11 protein-coding genes are annotated in these 13,384 nt (G+C 58.4%); 1 reads left to right on the top strand and 10 read right to left on the bottom strand.

Annotation, left to right across the window (positions count from 1 at the left end; all coding sequences use genetic code 11):
- Positions 1–179: 179 nt before the first annotated feature.
- From HWY05_RS25940 to HWY05_RS25905, 8 genes are all read right to left on the bottom strand, one after another.
- On the bottom strand, positions 180–1,064 hold the full coding sequence (locus tag HWY05_RS25940; RefSeq protein ID WP_176060070.1) for a PRC-barrel domain-containing protein: 885 nt from the start codon (positions 1,062–1,064) through the stop codon (positions 180–182).
- 353 nt (positions 1,065–1,417) lie between these two features.
- A complete protein-coding gene (locus tag HWY05_RS25935; RefSeq protein WP_176060069.1) occupies positions 1,418–2,017 on the bottom strand; it encodes a plasmid pRiA4b ORF-3 family protein in 600 nt (199 codons plus the stop codon).
- Between the two features lie 131 nt (positions 2,018–2,148).
- Positions 2,149–3,741 (bottom strand): IS66 family transposase, encoded by a 1,593-nt coding sequence (locus HWY05_RS25930; RefSeq protein WP_176060068.1) that lies wholly within the window; start codon positions 3,739–3,741, stop codon positions 2,149–2,151.
- A gap of 90 nt (positions 3,742–3,831) precedes the next feature.
- Positions 3,832–4,185 (bottom strand): IS66 family insertion sequence element accessory protein TnpB, encoded by a 354-nt coding sequence (tnpB, locus tag HWY05_RS25925; protein ID WP_062170938.1) that lies wholly within the window; start codon positions 4,183–4,185, stop codon positions 3,832–3,834.
- Positions 4,185–4,649, bottom strand: coding sequence for a transposase (locus tag HWY05_RS25920; RefSeq protein ID WP_176060067.1), 465 nt, complete (start codon positions 4,647–4,649; stop codon positions 4,185–4,187). Before HWY05_RS25920 ends, tnpB begins: the two co-directional genes overlap by 1 nt.
- Positions 4,650–4,867: 218 nt before the next feature.
- Positions 4,868–5,875: a PRC-barrel domain-containing protein gene (locus tag HWY05_RS25915; protein ID WP_347880812.1), complete on the bottom strand. Its 1,008-nt coding sequence runs from the start codon at positions 5,873–5,875 to the stop codon at positions 4,868–4,870.
- A 115-nt stretch (positions 5,876–5,990) separates the two neighbouring features.
- Positions 5,991–8,357, bottom strand: a complete 2,367-nt coding sequence (locus tag HWY05_RS25910; protein WP_279614184.1) for a phosphoketolase family protein — start codon at positions 8,355–8,357, stop codon at positions 5,991–5,993.
- A gap of 119 nt (positions 8,358–8,476) precedes the next feature.
- Positions 8,477–8,713, bottom strand: a complete 237-nt coding sequence (locus tag HWY05_RS25905) for an SHOCT domain-containing protein (RefSeq protein WP_035553114.1) — start codon at positions 8,711–8,713, stop codon at positions 8,477–8,479.
- A gap of 673 nt (positions 8,714–9,386) precedes the next feature.
- Here HWY05_RS25905 and HWY05_RS25900 point away from each other — a divergent pair.
- Positions 9,387–10,322 (top strand): PRC-barrel domain-containing protein, encoded by a 936-nt coding sequence (locus HWY05_RS25900; protein ID WP_176060065.1) that lies wholly within the window; start codon positions 9,387–9,389, stop codon positions 10,320–10,322.
- 20 nt (positions 10,323–10,342) lie between these two features.
- Here HWY05_RS25900 and HWY05_RS25895 read toward each other — a convergent pair whose 3' ends face one another.
- Both HWY05_RS25895 and HWY05_RS25890 read right to left on the bottom strand, forming a co-directional pair.
- The gene (locus HWY05_RS25895) at positions 10,343–12,694 is read right to left on the bottom strand and encodes a glycosyl hydrolase family 65 protein (protein WP_244146697.1); all 2,352 of its coding nucleotides are present in this window, start codon (positions 12,692–12,694) and stop codon (positions 10,343–10,345) included.
- Positions 12,691–13,206, bottom strand: a complete 516-nt coding sequence (locus HWY05_RS25890; protein WP_208459111.1) for an HAD-IA family hydrolase — start codon at positions 13,204–13,206, stop codon at positions 12,691–12,693. The genes HWY05_RS25895 and HWY05_RS25890 overlap by 4 nt, the downstream gene beginning before the upstream one ends.
- Positions 13,207–13,384: the final 178 nt, after the last annotated feature.

Here is a 13,384-nt window from a genome sequence, read left to right as displayed (position 1 = left end):
GACTTGTTATGAGGCAGAGGCATCACATTTTCCGATGAAGGCTTCCCTCACTGCAGGAAAAAATACGCTGTGAATCGCCCAACTGGCGACGCCAACGCCGTGATATCCGAACGCGGCTTAAAGGCCATAAGGCGCCTGTATGGTGAATCGGCGCACGATCGGAGCGACGGTATGATCGGCTATTGCCCCGTTTTCGACAGGGTTGCGTTCCAGTAAGCGTCCACCGTTTGACTCTCCTGATCGAAATGTCCACCAATCTTGAACTGGTCATTTTTTACCTGAGGTGCGGCATCCATGGCGCTCCTGGTGGTGTCCAGTACGAGCAGACTCACGTTCGGCGTCGCCTTGAAGTCCTCCCACGGAACCGGAACATATTTTTCGTCGATTCCAAACACACCACCACGGCCGATTACCAGATACGCGATCTTGCCCGTCTGAGGGCTCATCACAAGATCATCAATGCTGCCAAGAGGTTCGTTCCGCGGATTGCGCACCTCCGTTCCGAGCAACTCATCTGAGCGGAATGCGATATTCTGGCCTGCGACCGGCTTTGCGGCGGCGAGCTGCCGCTGTTGCCATTCCGGTGGGTCTGCCAGTGCCGCTCTCCCACTGTGCTGATCAATCACATAGCTTTTGTATAACTCGCGGGTGGTGCCAAGCAGCTTTTCACATGACTGCTCCTGACCATGTCGGGCAAGTATGGTGGCAGAGGCCATGAGAACGCGGACGTTGTATCCCGGCCGGGCGTTCCGGTAGGCGTTAGCAGCCGACTGCGGCTTGTCGCCCCCTGTGTGCCCGTACCACCCGTACCCCAAACCGCCGGCCGGATAGCCATAGGCGTATTGAGACCCGCCCACCCAGTAGCCGTCTTTCGCCATCTGATTGCTGAAGGCGCTCAGATCCCGCAGGCATTGCCCCGCAGGCTTTGCGAATGCAACATCCATCCCATCGGGGGGCGCGGCGCTTGTCGTGTCGAGCGTCAGAGGCTGAGTGGCAAGCACCTGGCCTGCCAGCCCGAGGCAGACGGACGCAGACACGGAACTTAACAGAATCAAGCGTTTCATTTGTTCCGTCTCCTTGTTGCCGCATTGATCGCCAGACGGGCTAGAGTGCCGTCGCACAGCCGATGATTCGATCATAGTTGCTGTGGGATCAGGTCGAAAGAATCGGAAACTACTCAGACCTGAGCGCATCGCGGACAGACTGGATCCGAAGCTCGCGGAAGTCTCAAGCAGTGGCCGCCGCATGTCTCGACACCAGACGACCGACGCCCGATATTGACGACGCTCGTCCCATTTGCCGAGTCTCTCGTGCCGTCGGAAATGGCGCGCGCCGAAGGTGGTGTGCCGGGTTCGTAAGCGCTAGTTAAAGCACACCGGATCGTCAGATGCGGCGGAGAACAGGGGTTCAAGCCTGTCTACTTTTTGCCCCAGTTGTTCCACGCCATGCGCAGCAGCGTCGCATTGGCTGCCCGTCGGTCGAACAGTTCGGCATCGAAGTCGTCTCCCGCCCATGTTCTGTACCGCGTCGCTTCGTCGCCATCTGGGTCGACGCTTAGAACGCGCAACATCTCTGCATATCCGTTCGTGCCACCCACGTCCTCGGGCGGACAGGCACGTTCTCCAGCACCAATCCACGCCTCGCTGTGCGGCTCATGGTCCGTTTGAGTGACCTCTTCCACGTGAATGTCATGATGCCAGTCATCGCCAAAGTCATATCGATAGAGGAACCGGTGTCCCGGGTATGCAAGCCGGTATAACCGCGCCTTGCGGTCATCCAGCATTTCGGGATCTTCAGCAAACAGATCGAGCATGTTGTCGTTGTCGCCCATCGCGTAAGTCCGCCCGTCGATCTCAAAGTCATGCAAATGCGAGTCAGTCCACCCAAACGCGGCTTGCAGGATGTGATGCAGCTTGCGCAAGGTGATGTTGCCGTCGACGTGGATCCGTCGCCAGACGGGCGGTTCGATGTCACGGATCTGCGCGTGAAGTGTGTAGATGGTGTAGGACTTGGTCATGGATTCGTGCAAAGCATCGTATTGGACGCAGACAGAATTCGATTATCGCCTGGCGTCGCAATCGACCGCGCCTGCCGTGCTGCGTGCCGGGACCTATGCTGTGCGCTGCCTGGAAACCGACACGAATCGCGTCAAGCGGATGTTCGCGTCGAAGTGGGTCGCATCGCGAAGTTGAACGGCAGAAGATCGGTGATGTCTGCTTCGGGCGGCCTTTGCGGCAGCTCGGTGAGCACATGCAAGAGATATGCATAAGGTTCGACGTCGCACGCCCGGCACGTGAGCATCAGGCTGTAGATCATGGCGCTCGCCTTCGCACCGGCGACCGTGTCTGCAAAGAGCCAGGCCTTTCTCCCTGTGCAGAAGGGTCGGATGTCGCGCTCGATCACGTTATTGTCCACGGGGGCGCGCCCATCGGTGACGTAGCGGCTCAGGTAATCCCATTGGTTACGCGTATAACTGATCGCCTTTCCCAGCAGGCTCTCGGGCAGGACCTGTGGGGCCTGTTCGTCGAGCCACGCCTTCAGGGACGCCAGCAGCGGTACGCTGTGTTGCTGGCGCAGCCGGTACGTGTAGGCGTCCCGTGTTTCGCCTTCCGGCAGATCGTCTTTGGCCAGCGTCTCGACCTGATACAGCGCCTTGAAGTACTCCAGTGCCTGCGCGGCACGACCGCCGGGTTTCTTCATGCCCTTGAGGGCGTCGACGAAGACCCGGCGGGCGTGCGCCAGACAGCCGAAGTGCGTCGCGCCTTCGAGTGTGCGCCAGGCGGCATAGCCGTCGGTCATCAGGAGACCTTCGTAGCCGGCGAGGAACGCCTGGGGATGTTCCTGCCCGCGCCCCGGCTGGTAGTCGAACAGCACCACCGGTTCCGGACAGTCTTCAGCACTGCGGTACACCCACATATACGATGTGCTTTGCGCGGTCTTGCCGGGCTCCTTGAGCACCTGCACTGTTGTCTCGTCACCGTGGATCAGCGGCTGCGACAGCAGTGTCCTGCGCAGTGCGTCGTACAGCCGGCTGTAGTGCAGCTCTGCGGGCCGGATGATCCAGTTCGCCAGCGTGCCGCGTCCTACTTCGATGTCCGCGCGAGCCAGCGCGTGGGCCATCCGGTACAGCGGCGTACCGTCGACGTACTTCCCCGCTGTGACGGTGGCGATCATCGCCGCACTGGCATTGCTGCCCGGTAACGGCTGCGCTGGCATCGGTGCGGTGATCACCGGCGTACGCTCGGCATGACGTTCGCAGTGGCGGCACGCGTACTTGAAGCGCACGTGCTGCAGCACCGATGCCTTCACCTCGATATGCAACTGTTCGCTGACCTCTTCGCCCATGCGGTGCAGCGCTTGCGCGCAGCACGGACAGACCTTCTGGTCTTCCGGCAGGTCGTATTCGATGCGCTGGCGTGGCAGGTGTGCCGGCAGCGGTTTGCGTCCGGGCCTGCTTCGCGCCGGTCCAGGTGCATCCGGCAGGCCAGTATCGGGCAGTGCGAACGTGTCTTCGGTACCGTCGGTATCATCGTCGGGTTCGGTGGCGGCGATCTGTTCGGCCTCGTCGAAGACGCGATCCCGGAGCTTCTCGCTGCTCGGCGCGAAGCGCTTGCTCTGCGCCAGACGGAACTGCTCCTCCAGTTGGGCAATCCGTTCGCCCAGTTGCTGGTTTCGTGCCTCGAGTTCACGGATATAGGCCCGGGCGGCCGGAGGCAATCGGGAGAATTCGTCTTCGTTCATGCCCCCACGATAGCGAAGTGTCGCCCGCGATGGGTTTACGGGAATTTGTAACAGGCTGGCCGGCTGATGCTGACCTGCGACGCCCAACGCTCAGCTGGCGTGATGGTACGACCGTACCGGGTGGCGGCGCACAGCATCAATGTCGATGCCCTCCAGGAGCCAGTGCAACTGCTCGCTCGTCAGCTTGACTACGGTCTGCTGCCGGCGTGGCCATACGAAGTGGTCTTCCTCGAGGCGCCTCAACATCATCCAGAAACCGTTGCGATCGTAGAACAGCAGTTTGACCCGGTTGCGTTTGCGGTTGTGGAAGGCGAACACAGCGCGCGCAAACGGATCGAGCTGCATGGACTGCTCGACGAGCGTCACGAGACTATTGATGCCGGCCCGGAAGTCGATCGGTTCGCGATGCAGGAAGACCGTCAGGTCCGCCTCGAAGCGGAACATCAGCGCGCTCCCAATGCGACAACTATCGCATTTACGATTGCCACGTCGTCAGATGAACATTCGAGCTCAAGCTTCACGCCGTTGGGCAGATGAGCCGACAGCCGTGCCGCTCGTGTTGAGCGTGGCGAAACGCAGGATGATTCTGCTCTGGTGGCGCGGTGCGACGCGGGCGCGGCCGCCATGACCGTTGTCGGCCCGTCGATCGCGACCACCGAAACAAACGCCGACGACGCGACTGGCTCGTTGTGCCCGATCGGGGGCCCGGAGCGTTCACGCGCCTGGACCCATTTATGCAACTGGTTGGCATTCACGCCAGCCTTAAGGGCGAGGCCCGATAGTGAGGCGCCTGGCCGCAGACAGGCTTCGATCAGCCGTCGTTTGTCCGCCGGGTCGAAGCTTCGCTTGCCGCCGACACCAACACGCGTCACACGCAAAGGCAAAAAGCTCAGGTCATCTTCTGTCATGGATTGCGTCCGCAAAGTTGGGTTGCGGACGCAATCGTGAGCCTTATCAATAACGGAAGCTAGGTGTGCGAAATCGCGCGCTTACCCGGGTTCCATCGACTTGAGCCGACTCGCCGACGGCGAAGTGATGCCTTTGGGATAACGACGCGCGGCGGTATTTGTCGTCAACCACCCGGACTTGCGGCATCCCGACCCGCCTATTCCGCCGTCAGAAACTGTCAAGTTACCCGGGCATATCCCAATATAAGAGAACACAGCAATTGCGCGATTGTGGCATCGAGCATCGCCGGCCCATCGTGATTTTCTGCAAACATCGGAACGGCCGCATTGAGGGTAAAGCGGGATACCTCCCAGTTTCCCTCTTTCAGAATAACGCTGCCATCCAGCTTAAGTATCGCGGTGAACTCGCGCGACCCGACCTTCTGCGAAATCTGCATACCGGTGTTGTCCTCCGACCAATACCCATCCTTGCCATAGTGTTGATGAAGCATCACTTCATGCGCGCGGTCCGGCGGAATGGATTCGTCTCGTGGAGGGCTATTTTTGATTTCTGCACGGGTGAGTGTGGTAGAAACGGCGGATCCAATCCAATCGACGAGTTCAATCCATTTCGTCGCTAACAGCACTTCCTTGCCACCAGGCCACCAATTCCGGGTATCGACAGTCAGGTAGCGGATAACCCACACTGCATCGTCGAAGATGAAGCCCGAAACGTGACCGATGTTGCCGTCGACAGCCTCAATGTGATACCCCGTCACTGCTTTCGTGCTGCGTAGATGAACGTCGGCGGGCGGGTCATAGGCTTCCCAATCGAGTCGCGCGCGTGCTTCCGCTGCAACGGCAGTTTCGGAGTCTCTGACGCCGAAGTCCGGACGCCCGTCCGCCCCCCACAGAGATGCCCCCGCCCAATATCTCGGATACCCGTAGTAGTTCAGATATTGACTTTCGTGCTGCCGTGACACAGGGATCTTCGTGTCGATATCCGGACTGTCCTTGATCTGCTGACGGGCGAGATCAACGTGCACGACGCCCGAACCTGGTTCCCAGTGCTTGATCGAATACGGCGAAATCAGTACCTTTCGTTCATTGATCCAGCTTCCCGTCCCGACCACGAGATAACGTACACCCCACGCCTCGTCGTCGAAATATGCCTGCTCGACTGTTCCGATATCGCCATCAAGCGCAGCAACCGTACATCCATAGATACTCTCAATACTTCTCAACATTTTCGGTGCTCCTTATTGGAGGGCGAATAACCGTTTGGGGGGGTGAAAATATCCTCTGAATACCGCAGGTTAATCCGGGGACATGATCCAGATCGAACAGCGGAAGATCACCATTTCATCCTTGCCATTTCCAGTTGCATATCTCCGGCATGTCCAGTCCGTGTCTATCGATGTAATGCTTATGCTCGATAAGCTTGTCTTGCATCTGCTGTTTCAGGTACGCACCTTTCGACCCCAGACCAGACACGCGATCGATCACATCCTGCACCAGATGAAATCGGTCCAGGTCATTCTGCACGCGCATGTCGAAGGCCGTCGTGATGGTGCCCTCCTCCTTGTATCCGCGGACGTGCAGGTTGCGGTTGGTCCTGCGATATGTCAGCCGGTGCACCAGCCAAGGGTACCCATGAAAGCCAAATATGATGTGCCTGTCTTTCGTAAACAGCGAGTCGTAGTCCTGATCGCTCAAACCGTGCGGGTGCTCAGTACAAGACTGAAGCTTCATCAGATCGACCACGTTGACAACGCGAATCTTGAGCTCGGGCAGATGCTCACGAAGTATGGAAACGGCGGCGAGAATTTCCAGCGTAGGTGTGTCGCCGCAGCAGGCCATTACAACATCTGGCTCGACGTCCTGATCGTTGCTCGCCCATTGCCAGATGCCCACGCCTTCCGTGCAATGCACGACGGCCGCCTCCATCGTGAGCCATTGAGGCAGCGCATGTTTGCCGGCCACCACCACATTGACATAGTTGCGACTGCGCAGACAGTGATCGACCACAGACAACAGGCAGTTCGCGTCAGGCGGCAGATAAACGCGAACGATGTCAGCCTTCTTGTTGATTACATGATCGATAAACCCGGGGTCCTGGTGCGTGAAACCATTGTGGTCCTGCTGCCAGACATGCGAGGCGAGTAGATAGTTTAGCGAGGCGATCGGGCGACGCCATGGCAGTTCCCGGGTGACTTTCAACCATTTAGCGTGCTGGCTGAACATCGAGTCGATAATACGGATGAACGCTTCATAGCTGTTGAATAGTCCATGTCTTCCGGTTAGCAGGTAGCCTTCCAGCCATCCTTCGCATTGATGCTCGCTGAGCATCGAGTCCAGCACGCCACCGGAAGGCGCGAGAAATTCGTCACTGCTCAGCTGACGCGCGTCCCACTGTCGTTTGGTTACCTCAAAGACAGAGCCAAGCAGGTTCGACAGTGTTTCATCGGGCCCCACCACGCGGAAGTTGCGTTGGTCCTCATTCAGACTTGCCACGTCACGCAGAAATTTTCCGAGCACTAGCGTATCTTGTGCGTTGACGGCACCGGGCGCAGGAATGCCGACGGCATGCACACGAAAATCCGGCATTCTTAAGTCACGTAATAGCAGGCCACCGTTGGCATGCGGGTTTGAACCCATTCGCCGGTCCCCTTTCGGCGCGAGTTCAGCCACTTCTGGTATGAGTCGGCCACCTTCGTCGAACAGTTCCTCGGGCTTATAGCTTTTCATCCAGCTTTCGAGCAACTCGACATGACCAGGATGCTCCGAATCCACCAGTAGCGGAACCTGGTGCGACCGGAAAGTGCCTTCGATCTGCAATCCGTCAATGACCTTGGGTCCGGTCCACCCCTTCGGGGACCTGAGAACGATCATCGGCCAGCTCGGACGTGCGACGTCGTTCGTTTCCCGCGCATGCCTCTGGATTTCCTCAATGTTATTGACGACCTTTTCCAGGGTCGTGGCCATGAGCTCGTGCATCTTCTCCGGCTCGTCTCCCTCAACGAAGTAAGGCGTCCATCCACAGCCACGAAAGAACTGGTCCAGTTCCTCATGTCCAATGCGAGCTAGCACGGTCGGATTGCTTATCTTGTAGCCATTGAGGTGCAAGATCGGCAGAACCACACCGTCGGTGATCGGATCGAGCAGTTTGTTGGATTGCCACGCCGTCGCTAGCGGTCCCGTCTCCGCCTCGCCGTCGCCGACTATACAAGCGGCAATCAGCCCGGGATTGTCGAACACGGCTCCAAATGCATGGCTTAACGAATAGCCAAGTTCGCCACCTTCGTGAATCGATCCTGGGGTCGTCGGCGCGACATGACTGGAAATGCCGCCGGGCCATGAAAATTGTGTGAACAGCTTCTTGAGGCCAGCCTCGTCCTGGGTGATCTCTGGATAAACTTCACTCCACGTTCCTTCAAGGTAGACATTGCCGACGAGTGCCGCACCTCCGTGCCCAGGCCCCGCGACGTAGAACATGTTCAGATCGTATTTCTTGATGATGCGATTCAGATGCACATAGATAAAGTTCTGGCCCGGAACGGTCCCCCAATGGCCAACCACCAGCGGCTTGACGTGCGACAGGTTGAGCGGTTCCCGAAGCAATGGATTGTCATAAAGATAGATCTGACCGACCGACAGATAATTGGCAGCGCGCCAGTAACAATCCAAGCCTCTGATCTGTTCAGGCGTCAACGTCTGTGCTTTCATGATTGCGGCTTCCGGTGTTGGTAGCGAGCGGCGATCGATCTCCGCCCTTGAAACTTTCAGCCCGAACCACGAAGCGTTGCAGCGGACGTTTTGGTCACGGCGAGCTCACGGTTTCTACTGCCTTATATCTTGGCCATCTCTGACTTCATTGCGTTGTATTCGGCCAGCTCTATGTCTCCGCGGGCGTACCTCTCATTGAGAATATCGAGGGCCTGCTTACGTGGCTGCTGCCCATAGTTTCTGTGAGCGCGATAGGTATAGCCCCAATTCCCGAAGCTTGAAAAAATCAGCATGAACACGGCGAACCACAAAAACCATCCCCAGCCAAAATACCAGTCGTTCCAGTAATAATGTGACATTTGTATCTCCTTCGTATTCAGCAAACTGCAAGGCAACGGTGTGAAGGGGAGTTCCCTGGTAACCGGGGCACAACATATGAGAAACTTCAATCGGCTCTGCTGCGCGAGGACTTTCCGCTCTCGTGCAAATGGCTGGCAGATCGACAGATCAAACCATGGTGGCAGAAACATCCACACTTGAATGATCCGCTTTTCCAAGGGCGAGTTCTGTCCACTACCGGACAGTCCGTGATGAAGGGAAACCCATAGCGACGAATTTCCTTCGGGAGAAGACAGGGTAGACGGACCTGGCGGAGAAACCGCTGTGATGCAGTATTCGAATCATGACAGGCACTTTCGCCCAGGCGCGAAAATCACTGGCAAGGCATCCAATCTGACGTAACTTCATAGCATTAATCGGCGATGCCACCTTCATGCAATGAGTCTGTGTACCGGGCTGCCGGATGTCACTGCACACTAACGTACAGACCAAACGCGCCTTACGTGAGACAGTATCCTCGTCCCGTTGGTTTGCCTCGACGCTATAAAAAGCGAACGTTTCGACAGACCGCCGCCTGCGATCCGAAAGACGACATACCGCCGGTCGGGTGTGTCTCCGCCTTGGTTCGGTTGACGCGATTCATGGAGGCGCTCCTTACGATACTTTTCTAACCGAAGCAAGGAGGTTTGCACCATGTACAGCATAAAAGAATCGGCACTCGCTCGCCGCCCGACACTGGCTATGTCAGTGACAGCTTGCGCGTGCGTGGTCTTCTCTGGTTCGCTACTCGCCGCACAGCTGTCAGATGCCAGCGCCGCACCAATCCAGAAAAGCGCAAGCACCTCGAGGCCGGACATGAAGCCGGCGCAAAAATGTTTGAACGATCTGCGCGCTTTCGACAGCCAGATGAGAAAGAACGGTTATTGGCTACGCGGGGGCGGTTACGGCTTCGGCTATGGCGATGGGTCACCGATGTACGGCTACGGCTACGGCACCGGCGAACCGGACACGTTGCCACCAAGCCGCGGCAGCACTCCAAACGGTCTTCCGCCCGACGGTTCCTACCGGTCAGCTCGCCCCGCTTACGAAGTACGAACGCTGATGACATCGGCCAACATACTCGCCCGACGTGGCGAACAACAGGATTGCGAGTCGTTACTGACGGCGAGCCGCGCGATCTACAAAGGTTACTCGGCAGATATGGGCCACGCTGATCGTTCGGCGGGTGGCACGCCGGATTGGAGGATTCGCCAGATCGCAAGTGCCCAACCCGTCGCAGGTGATGGCAACTCTTTCCGGTCCGCCGAATTGATTGGCACCAGCGTGGTCAACCTGCAGAGTGAGGATCTTGGAAGCATCAACGACATTGTCCTGAGTCCGCAGACAGGCAAGATTGCGTATCTTGTAGTAGGTCGAGGCGGTATGTTTGGAATTGACGAAAAAAATGTTCCCGTGCCATGGGCTGATTTCAAGGCAACCGAGGGGGTCACCATGCTGGTGCTCGATACGACCAAAGGCAAGATGGACGCGGCTCCCGAGGTCAAGAAAAACGGATTCGCAGCGCACGGGAATTTCCAGCAGCAGAGTCAGAAAATAGATAAATATTGGAGCGCCCAGTTATCCAATTGAAGCCTAAAGAATCGCGAATGTTAACGGGCGACCGTCTCAGGCACATCGGCTGGCGGATTCTGACGCGGTGCCTCGCGATCTTCCGGGTCAATTGAGATGCGGAGGGTTTCCGAAGAGTTGAGCCGAAACTCTCTATCGCTGACGACGAGTTTCATTGGCTGCCCCCCTTCCAGAGTGACCTCGAGACTTGCCATGGCCCGTGTAATCCCGAGGTGGAGACGTCGGCCGCGCCACTGCACCCTGAACACAAGCCTTTTCCAACCTGGCGGAAGTCTGGGGTCCAGACTGAGGTGATCGGCGTTAAACGATAGGCCGGCAAAACCGTATACGGCCATGAGCCATATCCCACCCAAACCCGCTATGTGCACGCCACCATCGATGGCAGCCTCGCTATCGTCAAGGTCGATTGCCGCCGTCCCACTGAAAAAATCCATTGCGACCTCGCTTTGTCCAAGCCGGGCGGCGACGATTCCATGCATGGCACGGCTCAACGAACTCCCGTGACCACAGCGTTTGGCATAGTAGTCGAAGTTCTTCGCGTCCGAGTCGCCGTTGAACTCGTCCGGAAGAAGCGCCAGCAGCGCCACGACGTCTGCCTGCTTGATCACTTGCGACTTTTGGGTGCGCTCGCGGCCGAGCACCACATCCATAGGGACTGAACGCCCCACATAGTTGCCGAGATCGATGTCTTCGAGCGCAAAAAAACCTGCAAATTGTTCGAAAAGTCCGGTCGATGAATCAAAGCCCGTCACCACCATGTCGGCAATGATGCGCCATTGCTTCAGCTCGCCCTCATCCAACCCGATACGACCCGAGAGATTTTCCCAAGTTTGGGGCCAGCACTCGCGCAATAACGCGCTGGTGTCTAGCGCGCGTCGAATGTTCCAGCGTGCCATGACATTGGTAAATGCGTTATCGTCAATCGACTCATGATATTCGTCGGGACCGATCACACATCGGATATGCCAGTGACCGTCAGCGTCTGCCTTTGCGCGGCTTGACCAGAAACGCGCGGTCTCGAAGAGGATCTCCGCGCCGGCCTCGCGAAGAAAAATCTCGTCGCCAGTCGCCAGCCAGTACTGCCAGACCGCGTAGGCGACGTCTGCGCTGATGTGCTGCTCCTCCTTGCCACACCGCACGTCGACAACTTTACGATCCGGGCCGATAACCTTCGATGGGGATACCTCGGCGCCCGTGTCAGCGGATTCCCATGCGTAAAGCGCTCCTTTGCAACCCATTCCGGTGGCCTTTGACCGCGCGCCGTCAAGCGTGCGAAAGCGGTACATCAGCAGCGCCCGGGCCGCTTCCGGCCAGGTCAGAATGTAGAACGGAAGCAGATAGATCTCCGTGTCCCAGAACACGTGTCCCCGATAGTCGTCGCCGGTCAACGCGCGTGCGGCAATCGAGACACGCTCGTCGGCGGGGTTTGCCGCTCCGTTCAGGTGGTAGATCGCGAACCGCACCGCCTGCTGTGCGGCGGGATCTCCCTCTATCTCGACATCGCTGGCGTCCCAACGGGCCGCCCATGCCTCCTCATGAGCCGCCATGACACCAGACCAACCCAGCTTACGTGCGACGCCAAGCGCAGCTTGCGCTTCCTGGCTCGAGTCGACGCTTTCCATATCGCCCCGCGTGATGGAGACCAGACGCTCCAGCGAACCGATCTGTCCTCGTTGGGATTTCCAGGTCCAAGACCATGCGAACGGTGCAGAACAGGTAGCGGGAACATCCCGCCCCTCGAACTGCAGCGTCAACCCCGCAGCAATCGCAAGATGCTTGCCGGTAGAGATCGCGTGCCATATGCCCAACCCGGATTCGATCCGTTCAGACTTGAGCCCGATATTCAGGCTCTCGAAAGACGCGTTGAGTGTGACCTCGATCCCTGCCTGCTCGATCTCCAACTCGAGGAGTTGCAGGCCGATTGAGCGTTGGCCGAGCGAGACGATGTGCGCACTGCGCAGCCGCACGCCTACGCCTGCCGAGTTCGAAAGACGGTCCTCGGTAATTAGCGTACCCCGCCTCATGTCGAGAATTCGTCGCTGCGAATCCCCGTCGCCGGGTCGGTGCACGAGCGGCTCGCTATCCAGCAATATATGCACCTGAAGCCAGTCGGGGGTAGCGACAAGCCCTGGTATTGCCTGTTCGTCATCCGGCGTATCAAACAGCCCCGCAACCAGCGTACGCGACGTGTCTACCCAGCGACCGCCGCGATGAATTGCCCGCGCACCTCGCACGCCCAGAAAGCCGTTGCTGATGGCAAAACGCGCTCCCCGGCTCGTTTCGCGCAGTGGATCGTAGCCGCCCTCCTCCATGATCCAGTCGCGATTGCTGGTTGGCGTCAGTGTCTGGTCCATACTCTGCGGGGTTGTCATGGCGCTTTCCGGCGGAGCCGGCCCTTAGACGATTGATCGATAACGACTTCATCGCGAGTGGTCACGATAAGCGTGGCACCGACAGCGGATAGAAGACCAGCGTCAGCAAGGCGTGCCACGACAAGCGCCGCCATACCCCCAGCGCGGGCAGCTTCGATACCAGTTGGCGCGTCTTCCATCACGAAACAGCTCCTCGGCGTTTCCAACAGCTCTTTTGCTGCGAGCAGCAAAATTTCGGGGTTCGGCTCGCCCTGCGGCAAATCGCGACAGCAGACTTTAGCCCCGAACGCATCAAATAAAGAGAGCCCCACGTCTCGGCGAATCTTCCGCATCATGGCGTTGGCATCCTTCAACGAGGACGCCGCCGTAACAGGCCATCCGAGCGCCCTTCCCGCTACGACCAACCGGATCGCATCAGGGAAGGCGGTCATCGCGCCCGCTTCAATCACTTGCTCGGCGCGCCGCTGCTTTGCCTGCGCATGGACGGACGCGAAGTGTTCGGCATTGGGCACTCCCAATGCCCACAGGGCCGGCCAATGCGCCGCTCAAGCGCGGCCTACCCGCCACCTGCGATTGGTACATCCTGGTGTTAAAGCGCGCGTTCTCGCGAGGGTCGTCAAGGGCTTCGCGCCATGCGCGCTCGTGAGACGAAGCCAGCAGCAGTCCGTCAACGTCGAAAATGACTGGGGA

Origin of the sequence: Paraburkholderia sp. BCC1876 (genome assembly GCF_902833695.1) — a bacterium.
In the GTDB taxonomy this organism is placed as follows: Bacteria; Pseudomonadota; Gammaproteobacteria; order Burkholderiales; family Burkholderiaceae; genus Paraburkholderia.
The sequence above is the reverse complement of the archived record's forward strand: the minus strand, read 5'-3'. Positions and strand labels throughout refer to the sequence as shown.